The organism is Streptomyces tatrensis (assembly GCF_049310065.1).
Lineage (GTDB): Bacteria > Actinomycetota > Actinomycetes > Streptomycetales > Streptomycetaceae > Streptomyces.
Genome location: NZ_JBMDLB010000011.1, coordinates 1,662,970 through 1,677,731 on the forward strand (window position 1 = coordinate 1,662,970; position 14,762 = coordinate 1,677,731).

General features: G+C 65.3%; 20 protein-coding genes, 1 tRNA gene and 1 pseudogene. 8 read left to right on the forward strand and 14 right to left on the reverse strand.

Annotated elements, in window-relative coordinates; all coding sequences use genetic code 11:
• Positions 1-24 precede the first annotated feature (24 nt).
• On the forward strand, positions 25-171 hold the full coding sequence (locus ACODT5_RS23170) for an HNH endonuclease (RefSeq protein ID WP_422525007.1): 147 nt from the start codon (positions 25-27) through the stop codon (positions 169-171).
• Between the two features lie 17 nt (positions 172-188).
• On the opposite strand, the gene ACODT5_RS23175 is transcribed toward ACODT5_RS23170, so the two are convergent.
• From ACODT5_RS23175 to ACODT5_RS23200, 6 genes are all read right to left on the reverse strand, one after another.
• Entirely contained in the window at positions 189-434 is a 246-nt protein-coding gene (locus ACODT5_RS23175) for a hypothetical protein (protein ID WP_422521220.1), read from the reverse strand.
• A 344-nt stretch (positions 435-778) separates the two neighbouring features.
• Entirely contained in the window at positions 779-931 is a 153-nt protein-coding gene (locus ACODT5_RS23180; RefSeq protein WP_422521221.1) for a hypothetical protein, read from the reverse strand.
• Positions 932-1,244: 313 nt separating this feature from the next.
• Positions 1,245-2,375, reverse strand: coding sequence for an ATP-grasp peptide maturase system methyltransferase (gene tgmC / locus ACODT5_RS23185; RefSeq protein WP_422521222.1), 1,131 nt, complete (start codon positions 2,373-2,375; stop codon positions 1,245-1,247).
• Positions 2,372-3,325 (reverse strand): ATP-grasp ribosomal peptide maturase, encoded by a 954-nt coding sequence (gene tgmB, locus ACODT5_RS23190; protein ID WP_422521223.1) that lies wholly within the window; start codon positions 3,323-3,325, stop codon positions 2,372-2,374. Before tgmB ends, tgmC begins: the two co-directional genes overlap by 4 nt.
• Positions 3,322-3,621, reverse strand: coding sequence for a putative ATP-grasp-modified RiPP (tgmA, locus tag ACODT5_RS23195; protein ID WP_422521224.1), 300 nt, complete (start codon positions 3,619-3,621; stop codon positions 3,322-3,324). The genes tgmB and tgmA overlap by 4 nt, the downstream gene beginning before the upstream one ends.
• Before the next feature lie 331 nt (positions 3,622-3,952).
• Complete coding sequence (locus ACODT5_RS23200) at positions 3,953-4,153, reverse strand: hypothetical protein (RefSeq protein ID WP_422521225.1); 201 nt, start codon at positions 4,151-4,153, stop codon at positions 3,953-3,955.
• Positions 4,154-4,343: 190 nt separating this feature from the next.
• Here ACODT5_RS23200 and ACODT5_RS23205 point away from each other — a divergent pair, with 190 nt between their 5' ends.
• The 4 genes from ACODT5_RS23205 to ACODT5_RS23220 all read left to right on the forward strand — a co-directional run bounded on the left by ACODT5_RS23205 (position 4,344) and on the right by ACODT5_RS23220 (position 5,982).
• Positions 4,344-5,198 (forward strand): helix-turn-helix domain-containing protein, encoded by an 855-nt coding sequence (locus ACODT5_RS23205; RefSeq protein ID WP_422521226.1) that lies wholly within the window; start codon positions 4,344-4,346, stop codon positions 5,196-5,198.
• On the forward strand, positions 5,195-5,407 hold the full coding sequence (locus tag ACODT5_RS23210; RefSeq protein WP_422521227.1) for a DUF397 domain-containing protein: 213 nt from the start codon (positions 5,195-5,197) through the stop codon (positions 5,405-5,407). Before ACODT5_RS23205 ends, ACODT5_RS23210 begins: the two co-directional genes overlap by 4 nt.
• A gap of 111 nt (positions 5,408-5,518) precedes the next feature.
• The gene (locus ACODT5_RS23215) at positions 5,519-5,758 is read left to right on the forward strand and encodes a hypothetical protein (protein ID WP_422521228.1); all 240 of its coding nucleotides are present in this window, start codon (positions 5,519-5,521) and stop codon (positions 5,756-5,758) included.
• Positions 5,755-5,982 (forward strand): hypothetical protein, encoded by a 228-nt coding sequence (locus tag ACODT5_RS23220; RefSeq protein WP_422521229.1) that lies wholly within the window; start codon positions 5,755-5,757, stop codon positions 5,980-5,982. The genes ACODT5_RS23215 and ACODT5_RS23220 overlap by 4 nt, the downstream gene beginning before the upstream one ends.
• Before the next feature lie 19 nt (positions 5,983-6,001).
• Here ACODT5_RS23220 and ACODT5_RS23225 read toward each other — a convergent pair whose 3' ends face one another.
• The 3 genes from ACODT5_RS23225 to ACODT5_RS23235 form a co-directional block, all read right to left on the reverse strand.
• A complete protein-coding gene (locus ACODT5_RS23225; protein ID WP_479685666.1) occupies positions 6,002-6,466 on the reverse strand; it encodes a phage terminase small subunit in 465 nt (154 codons plus the stop codon).
• Between the two features lie 518 nt (positions 6,467-6,984).
• The gene (locus ACODT5_RS23230) at positions 6,985-7,392 is read right to left on the reverse strand and encodes a hypothetical protein (protein ID WP_422521231.1); all 408 of its coding nucleotides are present in this window, start codon (positions 7,390-7,392) and stop codon (positions 6,985-6,987) included.
• Positions 7,393-7,868: 476 nt separating this feature from the next.
• Positions 7,869-8,126 carry a hypothetical protein gene (locus ACODT5_RS23235; RefSeq protein WP_422521232.1) on the reverse strand — a complete coding sequence of 86 codons (258 nt, stop codon included), beginning with the start codon at positions 8,124-8,126 and terminating at the stop codon, positions 7,869-7,871.
• Between the two features lie 330 nt (positions 8,127-8,456).
• On the opposite strand from ACODT5_RS23235, the gene ACODT5_RS23240 reads away from it, so the two are divergent.
• Positions 8,457-8,717 (forward strand): hypothetical protein, encoded by a 261-nt coding sequence (locus tag ACODT5_RS23240; protein WP_422521233.1) that lies wholly within the window; start codon positions 8,457-8,459, stop codon positions 8,715-8,717.
• A gap of 6 nt (positions 8,718-8,723) precedes the next feature.
• On the opposite strand, the gene ACODT5_RS23245 is transcribed toward ACODT5_RS23240, so the two are convergent.
• The 4 genes from ACODT5_RS23245 to ACODT5_RS23260 form a co-directional block, all read right to left on the reverse strand.
• Positions 8,724-8,897, reverse strand: a complete 174-nt coding sequence (locus tag ACODT5_RS23245) for a hypothetical protein (RefSeq protein WP_422521234.1) — start codon at positions 8,895-8,897, stop codon at positions 8,724-8,726.
• Positions 8,894-10,180, reverse strand: coding sequence for a hypothetical protein (locus ACODT5_RS23250; protein WP_422521235.1), 1,287 nt, complete (start codon positions 10,178-10,180; stop codon positions 8,894-8,896). Before ACODT5_RS23250 ends, ACODT5_RS23245 begins: the two co-directional genes overlap by 4 nt.
• 55 nt (positions 10,181-10,235) lie before the next feature.
• Positions 10,236-10,307, reverse strand: a tRNA-Pro gene (locus ACODT5_RS23255).
• Positions 10,308-11,465: 1,158 nt separating this feature from the next.
• Positions 11,466-13,049 (reverse strand): recombinase family protein, encoded by a 1,584-nt coding sequence (locus ACODT5_RS23260; protein ID WP_422521236.1) that lies wholly within the window; start codon positions 13,047-13,049, stop codon positions 11,466-11,468.
• Between the two features lie 20 nt (positions 13,050-13,069).
• Here ACODT5_RS23260 and ACODT5_RS23265 point away from each other — a divergent pair.
• A pseudogene (locus tag ACODT5_RS23265) lies at positions 13,070-13,258 on the forward strand (mismatch-specific DNA-glycosylase); the annotation flags it as partial.
• A 46-nt stretch (positions 13,259-13,304) separates the two neighbouring features.
• Positions 13,305-13,955, forward strand: coding sequence for an HAD family hydrolase (locus ACODT5_RS23270; protein WP_422525008.1), 651 nt, complete (start codon positions 13,305-13,307; stop codon positions 13,953-13,955).
• A gap of 37 nt (positions 13,956-13,992) precedes the next feature.
• On the opposite strand, the gene ACODT5_RS23275 is transcribed toward ACODT5_RS23270, so the two are convergent.
• Positions 13,993-14,742 (reverse strand): ABC transporter permease, encoded by a 750-nt coding sequence (locus ACODT5_RS23275; protein WP_422521237.1) that lies wholly within the window; start codon positions 14,740-14,742, stop codon positions 13,993-13,995.
• Between the last annotated feature and the right edge of the window lie 20 nt (positions 14,743-14,762).

Here is a 14,762-nt window from a genome sequence, read left to right on the forward strand (position 1 = left end):
TGCATGTGACGACTGCCGCCTGACCTGCGGACATGCGAAAGCCCCCACCATGTCGGTGAGGGCGTCGCGCTTGGCGGGACGGACACGGACGGGAACGTTCAGCCGCTCTGCCGTCCGTGCCACAAGCTCAAAACGCGCGAGGACTTCGGGGCCGCTGGTCCGCCGTTCTAGACCAGTCCCGAGCGGGTCTACCGCTCGTGATTGCAGGCAACGATTTCGCCTGCCACAGGAAGTGAACATCCGGGCTGGTACGTGCCCCCGTTCGGGTAGAAGTCGTGATCCCCCGACTCAATTTCGGGACCAAACCCGATGTCGGTGACCAGCCAATTGCTGCCCGAAACCGGCACCGGATCGGCTGCGTGCGCTGACGTGGCGACCGACAGTGCTGCCCCCGCGAGGGCCACGGCGGCAAGTACGCGCTTGGTGTTGTTCATGCCCCACCAACGATCTTCAACCCGCCGGAGTCACGCCCGGCTCACAGCACCGCCCCGTACCGGTCCCGACCAAGCCTGTACAGGGCGGAAGGCGTGCGTGTAGGTGCGCCCGCAGACCGCAGTAGGCGCCCGGTGGGTCCCGGGGCTGAACGTGGCGGAAGAACACGGTTCGAGTCCGTACACCCCGCGAACGTGGCTCCGCCCCGGTACACGTCGGCGTGCTGTGCTGGGGCAGGCAGGCGCGGTGTCAGCTCTGGGGCTCCGGAATTACGATCGGGCCGCACGACGCCCCAGCACGGAAGTTGAAAGGTCCGGACCGGGGCAGCGTGGGCGGATCGTTGGCTCTAGTCGCGGCTGTCCTCGACCTCCGACTGCGCCGGCTGCTCGCTCTGCGTGTGCTGTGCTGACTCCGACTCCTCGCTGTGCGGGTTGTATCCCGACTTCGTCGGCTTCGGCGCTGTGTCGTCCTTATCCGGCGGGAGTGTGGTCTCAGTCATGCCCGTCTCCTCGCTGGCTCGGCACCATGCCGGACCGCACTAACCATTTCATGACTGATGGTCAGTAACCCGTACTGCCCTTTGATTGATTGCGAGGTGTCCCCATGCCCCATAAGCCCCGCCCCGCGCTCGGTACCCGGCTGTCCCGAGCTCACCCGAGCCCGGCGGACGCTGTGGGAACGGATCAGCGTCAGTGCCGAGTTGCTGGCTGTTCGCAAGCAGTAGCAACCTGCATGGGATGCTGGCGGCTTGACCTGCGGGTATACAAAAGTACCGGCCATCCGAAGATGACCGGGACTTTGTTGCCAGCTGTCTAGGCCGGCCAGGCAATCGTCTGACCGGTCGGCGTCACCGTGATCTCGAACTTGTCCAACGTCGGAGAGCCAGCGTTGCGCCACCGCGTGACGTGGTCTTCGATGTCATCCCACAGGCAGGCGGGTCCGTCCTGCCTGACGATCCACCGTCCACCGTCCTCGTAGAGCACAGCCCACGATCCCACCTCCACGTCGATCAAGACGTGTTCCGTGCGCCCATCACGGTCGAGGCTGAACCTCTGGGCACGAGGGGCCGCAACCTGAGCGACGAATCGGGCGTCCCAATCGTCCAGTACATCGGCACCCAAAAGCGCGGAACGCTCCACCCCCTCACTCATATCGGGGAGGACGCCGAGCGGGGGCGGCGCCTGAGGCCGGGCGAGCATGAACGAGATCTGACCTCCGAGGAACCGCCCGGAGGCGGTGCCATCCTCGTTGACCGTGAGCCGCGCCAACTCGGAGGAGTACATCCAGCCGGACATCGTGGCCAGGATGATCCCGCCAGGGCAGGTCTGCTCGACCCACGCGTACGGAAGCGTGACGATGCCGCAGGTGGCGCTGATCCGGTCGTACAGGATTCCGTCGTTGTGGCCAAGGAGACCGTCCCCGACGACGAGATTCGGATGGAACCCGGTTCGAGCCAGGGATACGCCGGCACGGCCGGACACGTCGGCGTCGACCTCGATCGAGGTCACAAGCTCCTCCCCCAGCCGATGGCACATCAGACCCGTGGAGTACGCGGTACCTGAGCCGATCTCCATGACTCGGTGCCCGTCCTCCGCTAGGAGGTCTTCATGCATCCCCACGACGAGACTCGGCATGGTGCTTGAGGACGTCGGAGATCGCGTGATCTCACCCCGGAGATCCCCCGGCACAATGGTGCCCGCGATCTGGGTGACGAGGGATTCGTCCTCGTAGCAGCGCTCCAACCACAGCGGCGCATCGGGCATGACCGGCGTCCAGGCCGTGGGACGTCCAGGGTTGTCAACGCGCTCGAAAAACCCGCCCCGAAGGAACTCATGCCGAGGTACCGCCTCCACGGCCTCCCGCCATGGCTCAGTACGAAGCTGCCCGCCGGCCACGAGCTGTGCGGCAAGACGCGCACGCAGCTCTTGTTCATGGGCGTTCACGACGTTGTCCTTTCGAGCAAGTCGGCCATCGCGGCGACCATAGGCAGGCCCGTTTCAGGCTCCATCCACGCCCACTGACCGGACGGATTACATTCGAGGAACCACCATGCCCCGGTCCGGTCGATGGCGAAGTCGAACGCCCCGAAGACAAGCCCGAAGTGGGAGAGGTAGGCACGCAGGGCCTCAGCGATGCCGGGTGGAGGTTCTACGACGCTGTACGTGAGCTTGTCGTAATCCGTCCTCCAGTCCAACAGGTCGGAGTCAATGCGTACACAGAAGATCTCGTCGCCGATCACGGTCACGCGAACGTCGGCAGTCTTCTCCACCCGGTGCTGAAACAGGTGAACCGTGCCGGCTACAGCCTCGTCGATCTCATCGGCCGCCACCTCCAGAACGGCCACGCTGCACGAGGTGCCGGTCTCGTTCCGGTACAGCGGCGTCGACAGCGGCTTGTAGATCACCGATTGGTACTGCTTGATGAACTGTCGAGCCGCATCCGGATCCGATGTGAAGAGCGTGGCAGGAACGCGGAACCCTGACTCAACGGCCACGGCCAGGCCGGATGGCTTGAACTCCGCGTCGCCGATGCGGTGCGGGTGGTTGACGTACAGGCAGCCCGGCAGGGACGCCATGACGCCTCCCAAGCCGTATCGCGCCTGCGTGACGGCGAAGCGCGCGTCTTGGTCGTGCAGATGCGGAAAGGTGAAGCCGGAAGGCCGGCGGTAGTACATCGACCGCACACGGGATAAGTCCGCGGTCCGCGTCGGGGTCGTCAGCGACCCCTGAATGCCGTGAGGCGTCATGTAGGCCACGAGCGACAAGGTGGCGGGGAAGTCCCCGCTGTCGAACCGCACGACCGGGACATCCCGGCCGTGCAGCTCGTCAATCACCAGGTCAGCGGTGGGGTCGTCCAGATTGGTGACGACCAGAACCGGACCCGTGCGAGTCACTGGTCCGAGTCGTTGCCCGTGTCGGTGTCGCCGCCGCCACCCTGCCCGTCGGACGGGTTACCGGTGTTCGTAGCCGGGTTGGTGCCGGAGCTCGTTCCGTGTCCCGGCATCTCCATGACGTTTCCGTCGACGCCAAAGTAGCGGCCCTTCTGGGTAACCGGGTCCAGCTCGACCTTGCCGTACGAGGGCGCGAAGGCCGGGTACGGGGTCATCCTCCGCAACCCCCAGGGGGCCACCGTGGCGAGACCGTTCGGGAGCGGCGTACCGGTCGGCATTCGGTCCGAGTGCACGAACATTTCTACCTCCATGATCAGTGGTGGAGAAGCGTGTGTGATTGGTGCATCCGATCTAAGGAGCGGGCAGGGCCCCGACCTCACCCCGGCGAACCGGAATCCGGGCCCTGCCGCCCCTCCGCACGTCGACCGCGAACGGCCGCCGGCGGGTCTATGGGCGCTCGCGTGGCGAGCAGTTGGTAGACGCCGTCCACCATTCAAGGGCGTCGAGCGCGGCGCCGGTTGCGGCCTCCAGCCACTCGACATCCTGAGCCACCCGTATCCGGGAGGCCACAACATCGGCCAGCTCTTGACTAGCCTCCTCGTCGAACCGGTATCCCCCGCCGGACATCCGTCATCCCAGGTGCGGGTGATTGCGGATCTCGTGATTGAGCTCCGCCGCACGGGCGGGGTTGTACTCCGGCGAGGTGCGGTTCACGCATTCAAGCCGCTGCTTGTAGAGCGCCGCGCAGACGTCGCACTTAGACACCGGCTGAGGATTCGGGAAGAGGCGCAGGACTTCCGCCTCAACGGTTGTGCTGGGTTCGACGGACATGAAGCACCCCTCACCGCAATCGAGCCGTGACGCTCAGTGGTTGTAAACTCAGCGTGGCACTTGTAGGCACGCAATGCAACTGACTGACCATGATTTACAAAATTGTATATTCACGCCGCGCGGTGACCCCAGGGTGTGGAAGCATGCGCCCACGGGCAGCCACAGAGGCACCGATCAGATAGGGGAGGCCGTGAGCGCACCATCAGTACGCCAGCGACGTCTTGGCGCCGAGCTGCGCGCTCTGCGCGAGGCTGCCGGCCTGAAGCTGGACGATGTCGCTCGGCAAGTTGGTCACGGATACGACGGCCCGCGGCTCTCCCGCGTGGAGCGGGCACAGCTGCGCGTGAAGCCGGAAGTCGTCGCGGCCTTGCTCGATGTCTACAGCGTGACCGAGCCCGGCAAGCGGGACGTCTTGGTGGCACTGGCGCGGGCAGGTTCGCAGCGCGGATGGTGGCAGACGTATCAGGACGTCATCTCGCCTTCGTACGCGGAGCTGATCAGCCTGGAGTCCGACGCACAGTCGCTCCGCTCCTATCAGACTCAGCTCATCCCCGGACTCCTTCAACGCGTCGAGTACGCGCGGGCCACCATCGCGGGGATCAATCCGACGCTGACCGCTGAGGAAGTAGACGCGCTGGCTCAGGTGCGGCTCGCTCGTCAGTCAGTACTGACTCGTCCGACACCGCTGGAAGTATGGGCGATTGTCCACGAAGCGGCGCTTCATCCGGAGCTGCCTCCCCGGGTCATGCGTGCACAACTCGGCCATCTGCTCGAACAGATGGAGCTGTCCAACGTTTCAATACAGATCATGCCGCTCACTGCGTCGCCGCATCCCGGCATGAGCGGCCCCTTCACCGTGCTTCGCTTCCCTGAGAGTGCGGACCTTGACGTCGTCCTTGTCGAGCACCTCGTCTCCGCGTTGTACGTTGAAGACGCCGCAGACGTGTCGGTCTGCAACAGCGCCTTTGAGCACCTCCGGGCGCATGCGTTGCCTCTCGACAAGTCAGCCGACCTCACCGCAAGAATCATGAAGGATCTGAAATGACGACGATCATCCCCAATGCGTCCACCGCAGGCCTTACCTGGACGAAGAGCAGCTTTAGCGAAGGCGCGGCCAACTGCGTAGAGGTGGCCCTCGGCGTTGCAGGCGCCATGCCCGTCCGTGACTCCAAGGTCCCCGCCGGTCCTGCCGTGGTCTTCGGTGACTCCCAGTGGGACGTCTTCGTCGACGCCGTCAAGGGCGGGCAGCTCTAACACCAGCAGCAACCAGCGCCCGTCTCCATTGCTGGAGGCGGGCGCTTCACCATGCCCTGCACGTCTAGGTTTCGGGATGCCCCACGGGCCAGCACGCGTCAGGCTGGAGGCATGGACCACGCCCCGATCCTCGTACACCGGATCTCCCCGACGGGCGGCCAGCGTGTCGTCATCCGAATCCGGGGCGTCGACACTGTGCTTGGCGTGGCTCACAGCGATCGGGACTTGATCGAATTCCTACGCCGAATCGATCTCCCCGACCCGGACGACCCAGTCTTCGGCGACTCGTCGGCTATCGCGTGGCAGGGCGGACAGCCACATGTCTATGAGGCTGAAGGCGACGGACCGTGACCAGCGGGACGAGCTCCCGTTGCATGGGCATGGTCTCCAACACGAGCTATGACGATGACGTCCCGATGGATCGGCCCGGCGAGCGCCTCCCGCTTCTCACCCGCGGGGAGGCTGAGGCCCTTGTGGCGTTGCTCGGCGACCTTGCGGAGGTTACGGGCGAGGATCTCCAGATGGATGCGCTAGAGCTGCAATCCAGGCTTGGTATGCGTCTTCCCGCGCTGTAGACGCGCGGCACGCGGTCTCCTAACCGGTAAGACGGGCGCGACGACTGTTGATGTCACTCACATTCCCGGGGCTCTGTGCGGGCCTCTGAGGGGCGTTCGCGGGGTCATCGACCTTCATCTTCAGGCGCGCCCTGTCCTCCGGCGTAGCGCCGAACTTGGCCGCCCGAAGGCGCACTTCACTGGCGAACTCCCAACGGCCCTTGGCCCACATCGTGTGGTGCATGAGGGTGGTGTCGATCAGGAAGAGCCAGTCAGTTTCTACGAAGGTCTGCGCCTGTGCCGACTGCCGCCAGGAGTCCCACCAAAGCTGAGTCATGGGATGCCAGGGAAGGGCTTCGCCCGTCGCCTCGTCCATGCCAAGAACCCCCGTGGGCAGCTCTGGGCCACGCATCTCGTCATCGGGGGTGACCACCGTCTCCGGCTCCCCCGCGTTACGCCGGCGGCGTCGAGCGGGATCCTTCGGCGCTGGGCCTCGTCCGGCCATGAAACCTCCTCACTAGAGCTAGATCCAGGGCCAGTTGGGGACCCTTCCGCCCGGTGTACTATGGAGTCACCGAAGGGCAATCGAATGAGCGCCTACCGGCCACGGAAAGCTGGATTGCCTTCCGTAACCACTGGATCGGCAACCCAACGCCGGTCAGTCAGTGGCCCTCAGTAGCAGCAGCAGAGACAAGCATCAAAAGGCTGTACCCCTTCGAGATTCGCTGAGCCCCGCAATGCGGAGCCGTTGGGAGCGCATCTCGGTTTCGACTACACACGCGTGTGGTCGGGCCGAGTGCGCGCGCCCCCGGTCCGGCCGCCCAAGAAGGGTGAGGGACTCGGTGGAAACCGTCGGTTGGGTTGCAATCTGTATCAGTGCCATTGGAGGCACTCAGCTCGTCGTCAGGCATGCGCTGGAGCAGATTCCCCCACTCAGCAGGAAGGCCACGCTGGCGGTTCGCTCACTGCGTGCGCTTAGGGATGAGCTCCGCAAGGGGAAGGAAGGTTAATCCCCCTTCCTACTCAGCTCGTCACGAAGCATGTGACGAGGGTTGAGACGTCCGCGAGGATCGACGGGGCGTTGCCATGTCGGCGCCCCGTCATCGCGATGTAGCGGCCGGTCCCGTAGATCTCCACGGCCGTACCGTCGGGGCGTCGGATACGGCGTCCCTGTCGCACGTCCGCGCGGCCCCAGATGTGCAGTCCATCGCCGGACGGGGACACCTCTACGTAGGTGGCGCCCGCGTCGCGAACGATGGCAGCAGCCCACGGCGCCAGGCGGCCCGTAAGCGGGTTCAAACAGTGGTCCAGGTCGATGCACACGATGTCGTCCTCGTCGCTCAGGACGAACCCCAGACCGACGCCAGCCTCCGAAGTGGCGGCGCCCTTGTACGTGCTCCAGGTGCGCGAGTTCGTCGACGAAACCGACATGCCGTCGACCGTCAGCGGGACCTTGCCCGCGGAGCGCCGAACCCACCTGTCGCAGGTCGTCAGCTCAACCGGGAAAGTGGTCTGCTTCGCGCGCGAAAGCGCCTTCCGACACCGGGGCGAGCACGTGCGCGCGTGAGCCCGAGCCATGACGGCAAGCGGGCCGGCGCAGTGTTCACAGGTTCGGGTCACGGCTCCAGGATACATGCGGCGTGTCACACTTTCAATGCGCTGACCTGCACAGATGCGAATCTTGACCGTGCTGGATCGTTGTACGCTCGCCTCCCGAATCGGGGGTCAAAGCACTCCAGTCGGCGGCTGGTCGGCGCTCCAGCGGGCTCCTGCGGACGCCTTGGCGGCACCCTCCAGACCCGTACAGACAGCGAGGACCAGCACCTTACGGTCTCCACATGATCGGCTTGGGGGTTACCTCCTGGCATGGATCACGTCGAAGGATCTTGAAATCAAAGAGCTCAGAGCTAGTCAATCTCGGCGGTGAAGCCAGCGCGAGGCGCACGACGGTCACCGTCAGCAAGCTCGCCGCGGATCTCCAGGCGGCTCGGGATCAGGGTCAGCGTTACCGTGGTGATCTTGCCTTCGCCCTTACCCGCAACACGCACCACAGGAGCACGCGCAAGCCGTCCGACGTCGATGCCGTTGACGCTCACGTGCGTGACTAGAACGCCGTCTTCACCCGTGTCTTGCTCCTCCGTCAGCACCACATGAGCACCGCTCATCCGTCCTCCAGGGCTGGGTGTGTGGAGCGTGGGCGCTGCATGCTCACCCTCGTGAGGGCCGCTGCTGTACCGCCCTCAGTGGCGCTCTTGTGGCTGTGGCGCCAAGGGCACAGGAGCTGTAGGTTCGCGTCCCTGTGTCATCGCCAGGGGCTATGTGGTCCACGTCTGTACCAGGCAGTTCACAGCGCCGGCCATCGCTATAGCGGGCCACACACACGCCTCCGTCACGCCGGATGATGCGGCGCCGGATGCGAGGCCAGTCCTTTGGCAGGCGGGCCCTGCGTGTGGATCCGTCCCACGCCATGCGCCCACCTCCTCTACTGTGCAGCCATGGGATTTCGAGACGCCGTCATAGCTGCGGACATAGGCCTGTCCGCAGAGGCCCGCATGAAGCGCGGACATCGCGTCTTCGCCTACCGCCTTCAGCTCCCGCAAACACCGTCTAACGACATGTCTGACGTGGCGGACGCCATTGAGCGGGTCGAGGCGATCGGTTGGGTATTGGATCGCATGGAGCCGGACTCTTTTGTCGGCAAGAGCGCCGTCGGCGTCAACACGTCGTGGCTGCTCGTCTTCCGTGCCCGGATCTGAGCAGCGTCAGAGCACGATGGCCGTGAGCTTCAGATCCGCGTGATCCACCTCGACGAGGAGCTTCCCGCCGTACTCCTGTGGGTCGAAGGGGCCGAAGACTTCCTTCGCGCTCGCGGTCAGCGTCTCCGTTCGGGGCGTGACGGAAAGGCCGTCCACCTTGCGTGCGACGTTGAACGTCACCGTGCGCGTAGTGACGCCGCTGTTCTCCACGATGAGCACCAGGCGGCCCGAGTTGACCACTGAGTGCCCGTTGACGGTGTCACCAGCGGTCGGAACAAGGGCGACGCTGGCACGAGTTGGCGTGACGATGGGAAGGACAGCACGGGCCATGAGGACTCCAGGGGTTGGGTTACTTGATTCCGTCCCCGTCGTTCACGTGGACGATCGCAGGGGCTGCTAGAGCCTTCGCTCCGTCGACGAGGAGGAATGCCTCCTTCCGTCCGGTTGTTCTTGCGCGTGCAAGCGTCGTAGACGACCCTCTGACGTGCGCTCGGCACCGTCAGGTGGTACGCGTGACGGCCGACGAGATCGCAGCTTCTGTAGCTCACGCCCGCGGGGTTTGTGTACTCGTGAGCCACGAGTCCGGGGCTGTGCGACTGAAAGCCAAGGGCCGCGTCCGAGCATCCGTCGAAGACGATGTGTCCGCCTCCCCACAGGCTCTTGATCACCTGCGACGCCGCGTTCCGCAACTCGAAGCGAACGCCTCGCACGTGCAGGTGCTGAACACTGTCGTAGTGGCCAGCCGTCGGCAGGTGGAAGAACCGCGACGTCCCGCCGTCAGGGCGCTTGCCCTTGATGATGAACGAGCCGCCGTCGACGGTGACGAAGCCTCCCTTGTCGAAGCGGAGGAAGTCACCGTGCTCATATTCAATCTTGCACGCCCGGAACCAGAAGTTCAGGAACTGATCCTGACTCGCGATGGCCGGCGTCATCCCACTCCAGAGGAACGCAACGTCATAGCTGCCGTTGACGTGGCAGCCGTCGAAGTCCCACTCGGAATTGCAGTTCGATGCGACCGGACCGTCTAGGCCGATGCCGTAGCGCCAGACGCCGCGCCATTCGACGTTGTTGAACGACCAATCCTGCGCCCCGCCTGTGCTTAGACTGCGGAGGAACGAGGCCCGCGGATTCGTCGAGCGGAAGCTTACGTCACGGATGCGCACACCCATCCAGCGATCGGAGTTGATCAGGAGCGGCTCGGGGCCGGTCATCACGATCTCGCTCGCTCGCTTGCCTATGCCGCGGATCGTCAGCCCCTGCGCGCGCCCTGGAGCCGCCTCCATGATCGTGCCGGAGACGGTGTAGGTCGACGTCAGGAGCACGCTCACCGTCGAGACGGGAACGCCTCCGCCAGCATCGGGCTTCAGCCGGCGGTTGACCTCTGCGAAGAGAGCGCGAAACGCCTCCGTGGCGTCCTTGCCTGGCACGGCCCTGAAGTCTTCGGGTCTGAGTTCGTGGGTCATACTCGGGTCCTCGTCGTCGTGGGACGACCGGGCGCCCCGTTAAGTGGTGCCTGTGTCGGGACGGCGCGGATCGAACGCGCGGCCACCCGCCCCCAAAGCGGGTGCTCTACCTCTGAGCTACGTCCCGGGGTCTACCAGTCAAGGGGAAGTCATGTGGCTTCGCGTGTGGCGAATATTCATAGCCGTGCTGCGGCTGACCTTCGCAGCGTTCTATGTTGTCGTCTGCATCGCGGGAATCGTCCTCATCATCTGGGCGGAGGCCAACAGAGACGATGACGACTCCTCACCGTCCTACGCGCCTCCCGCCCCCACCCCCACAAGATCCACCACGCCAATTGAGTGGCGCTACTCCGGTTCTGGATGCGCGGACGGCACGTCGTCGATGTGGATCGGCCGCCAAGGCGCGTGCAGCCACCACGGCGGTGTGATCGAGTACTACAAATCCGACGTCGGTGGGCTGACGACAACCTGCCACGGCCGTGGTCGACCGCGAACGCTTGAGGCTGCGCGAGAACTGATTGCATCCGGTGGGTTCGCTGGATGCTCGCTCACAGCGTCCTCGCCCGGATTCTGAGCCGCCGGCCCCTGACGCACACAGCGGCTGTGCCGGGACTCGAACCCGATCGCTTCCCACGTTTGGGTGGGCGCACATCCCTTGTGCTTCGCAGCCTGCCGCACGGTGCCCGGTATACCCCGGGAAGCCATACGGCCTTACCTCGCGACTCAGTGGCCCCGTAGGGCGGGTGAGCCGTCGCGCTCCTCCCGCTCCGACGCATACGAGGACTCACACGGGGCGGGAAGTCTTGGGACAGACCGACGCCGCTCTACCGCACATCTACCCGGAGGAGAGTTCGGGGAGCACAGGAGCGGCACCGGTTGTCGGAGGAAAGCGGACCGTCCGCCAGTCGCGACGGTCGCCAGTTCTTCCCTCTACTTTGGTTATGGGGGGACGTCATCAGTTTGGAGCCGGGCCCCTCCTCCGCCCCGTAGCGGGCCGCGGTGCGTGAAGTGCGCTACTGAACCCCTTTTTCCATTTCTTCTAAACGCGTTAAGGGAAAAGTAGAAATGACACCTGGTCGCACACTTTCGACGCTGAAACAGCACTATTGGTTACGCTGCGCCACGACAGGGTGCCGTTCGTAACTCACAGCACCCGACCGTCCGTTCGGGAAGCCTGGCGGGGGAGGATGCTGGCGACGAGCGGTGCGCAAATCGACGCCCCGAGACACGATAAAGCGCGCCGGATGGACTCCCGACGCGCTCGATACCGTTACCTAGTCGTTATCTAGAGCGACGCCTGATAGGCGGCGTCGTCAAGCGCGTCCTGCTCCGGGTCCACGTGAGTACCCACAGCGAACGACAAGCGGTCGTCCCTCGGCGTCCACCGGTTGCCAGGATTGACGCGCACCTTCACCCCTAGGTCGATGAGCATCTGACGGCGTGCGCTCCAGTCCTCCGTCTGGTTCCACGCCTCACCCCACGTGGTGTCGAGCTCTACTAGCTCTTCCCTTGGCGGGATGACCGGGCGCGCCTTCAAGGGCTCCAGACGGTCAGAGATGCCCTGAACTTGCCTCTCTACGACGTCGGCGGCAGCTCCGCGAAGGCGCACGAGTCGGCCAGACAGCTCCTCAAGATCTTCCTCCAGCTCGGCAATCTCGGCCGTGTGGTCGACGCCGGCTGTCCGTACTACCTGCGTCCGCCGGAACGGACCCAAGTGCGTGGTGAATTGCTCCTCCACATACTCCAGGGCCGCCGACCGCAGGATGCTGCTCGCAGGCTGGTTCTCTTCGTGCTCGCTCCCGTGGCATCGGAAGGTGCCTTTGCGCACACCGCTGAAGGAGTTCCACGCCGCGTACATGTTCCGTTCGCACGTGCCGCAGATGAGCACAGAGAGCAGTTCGTGACCGTCCTTGCGCCGGGGGTACACGCTTGGCACCGCCAACTCCTTCAGGGCGCCTTCGAGCCGGTACCACGTCTCGTCGTCGATCATCGGCTCGGCGTGGATGACCGGGGATCCGTCAGGATTGCGTGGGGTGCTGCCGTCGCGTCGAACTTGATGCCCTCGGACGATAGGTGACCGCAGCATGTCGTACACCGTCGTGAGCTTCCAGGTGTCTTCCTGATCAAGCTCCCTGGGCGGCACCACCAAGCGCGCCTGATGGTTCTTCGGAGTGATGGCCTCCGACTCAACCAGCCACCGTAGAATTTTCGTTGCGCCGTGACCCGCGATTGTCCGCGCAATGGCTGCACGTCGAATAACTGCCGTCTCCTCGTGCAGTCCGAGCCACCATCCCTCACGCCCGTCACTGAAGACCTTGCGGACGAGCTGATAGCCGTACGGGATGCTTCCTCCCGAGTATCGGCCGATAGACCGGAGGTGCGCAGCCGCACCCTGGTTGCGCTCCATGATCGTCTGACCTTCGAGCTGTGCAGCGAAGGCCAAGATGAGGAGAATCAGCTCCGACATGGACGAGCTGAAGTCCAGCTCCATCATGTCCCCGCCGGGACCGGCAGCGAAGATCAGCCGCTTCTTGTGCTGCTTGGCAAACCTACCGAGGTCCGCCATGTCTGCCATCGATCGGACTGCGCGGTCGAGGCGCTGCCAGATCATGACATCCCAAAGTTCCGGCGAGTTCAGCCACGGCGCCAGTTCGGCTCGCTCCCACGGCGTGGTCTTCAGAGCTGACACGTCCGTGTCACGTGCCCACCCCACAAACGATCCGCCGATGCGGTCGCAGATGTTAGTGATCATCTCCTCTTGAACTTCAGGGGACGTCGACGCGTCGGTGAACTTGCTGAGTCGAATGGCTCCAACGGCGCGCAGGGTAACGCGCGTTCGCTGTGGTGGCACAGCTTTGGGGTTGTCCATGCATCACATGCTAGTTTCTACGTCAACCGTTCGGCGAACGAAAGGTCCAGATCGGCCCCCAGGAGCGCACCATCGGCGCCACCCGCGTCTGGGCCCTTCCCAACCCCAGCGGCCTCAACGCCCGCTGGACCGCCGCCTCCATGGCCCAGGAGTACGCCCGCCTCCGCGCGGCCGCCGAGCACCCGGGGCCGGCCGACACCGGCGCCTAGAACGCCCGCACTGCCGGTCCGGAGAGCCGTCTATTCTCCGGGGATGATCATCAAGCCCGTAGAGCTCGTGATATTCGACTGTGACGGGGTTCTCGTCGACAGCGAACGGATAGCCGCCCGCGTACAGGTCGCCCTGGGAGCGGAGCTCGGCTGGCCCCTCACCGAGGCCGAGGTCGTCGAGCGGTTCATCGGGCGCTCCTCCGTCTCCATCCGCGAGCAGGTCACCGAACGGCTCGGTCCGGGGACGGCCGCCCTCTGGTGGGACCTGTTCGAGGAGCGCCACCGGGAGGCGGTGGACCACGGGCTGTCCCCCGTCGAGGGGCTGCCGGAGGCGCTCGACGCGATCGCCCTGCCGACGTGTGTCGCTTCCAGCGGCTCGCACGAGAAGATGCGCCACACCCTCGGCCGCACCAGCCTCTACGAACGCTTCGCGGGCCGCATCCACAGCGCCACCGAGGTCGCCCGCGGCAAGCCCGCCCCGGACCTCTTCCTGTACGCCGCACAGCGGATGGGTGTGGATCCCGCCGCTTGCGCGGTGGTCGAGGACAGCCGGCCCGGCGTCCAGGCGGCCCGCGCCGCCGGGATGCGGGCCTTCGGCTACGCCGGCGGGCTGACCCCCGCCGAGCGGCTCGAAGGCCCCGGGACCGTCGTCTTCGACGACATGCGCGATCTTCCCGGCCTCCTGACCGGCCACTGACCCCGCCGGAGGCGGGGCCCGGTCGGCCGGTCCGGCGTCAGGCGTCCCGCCGCCGCACCGACACCCATCCGCCGGTCACCGCGACCAGTGTCCACAGGGCAAGTACCCCGAGACCGGCCCAGGGAGCGAGGCCCACCGAGGTGTCCAGCCTCATCATCATCTGACCGGCACGGTCCGGCAGGTACCCGGCGACGCCCTCGGAAGCCTGGCCGAGGACGAACGACAGGATCAGCACGAAGGGTATGAGCAGGCTCAGGACGGCCGAGGCACTGCGCAGCACCGCCGTCAGTCCGGCCGCCAACAGGGCCATCAGGGAGAGGTACACACCGCAGCCGAAGATGGCGCGGATGGTGCCCGGGCTGCCCAGTTCCAGGGTGTACGGCCCCATGAAGGCCTGCCCGCCAAGGAAGGTGGCCACTGCGGTGAGCTGGCCGACCAGGAAGGCGAGCCCTCCCACCATGGCCATCTTCGACAGGTAGAGCCGCGCACGGTTCGGCACCGCGGTCAACGACGTCCGCAGGGCGCTGTTGTAGAACTCCGAGGAGAGCGCGGTCGCGCCGAAGGCGAAGGCGGCTATCTGGCCGAAGTTGAGGCCGTAGAAGGCCGCGAGGAGAGGGTCCTCCCCCATGCTGCCTTCCTCTGCCGTGCCGATCAGAGAGGCCGTCAGTACCTGTATGCCCACCGTGGCGGCGAAGATCGCCATCAGCGCCCCGAAGGGACCGCGCAGGGACCGTATCTTGATCCATTCCGAGTGCAGGACGGGGATGGTGGGCAGAGCGGTGCTCATGGGGAAGCCTCCTTGAAAGG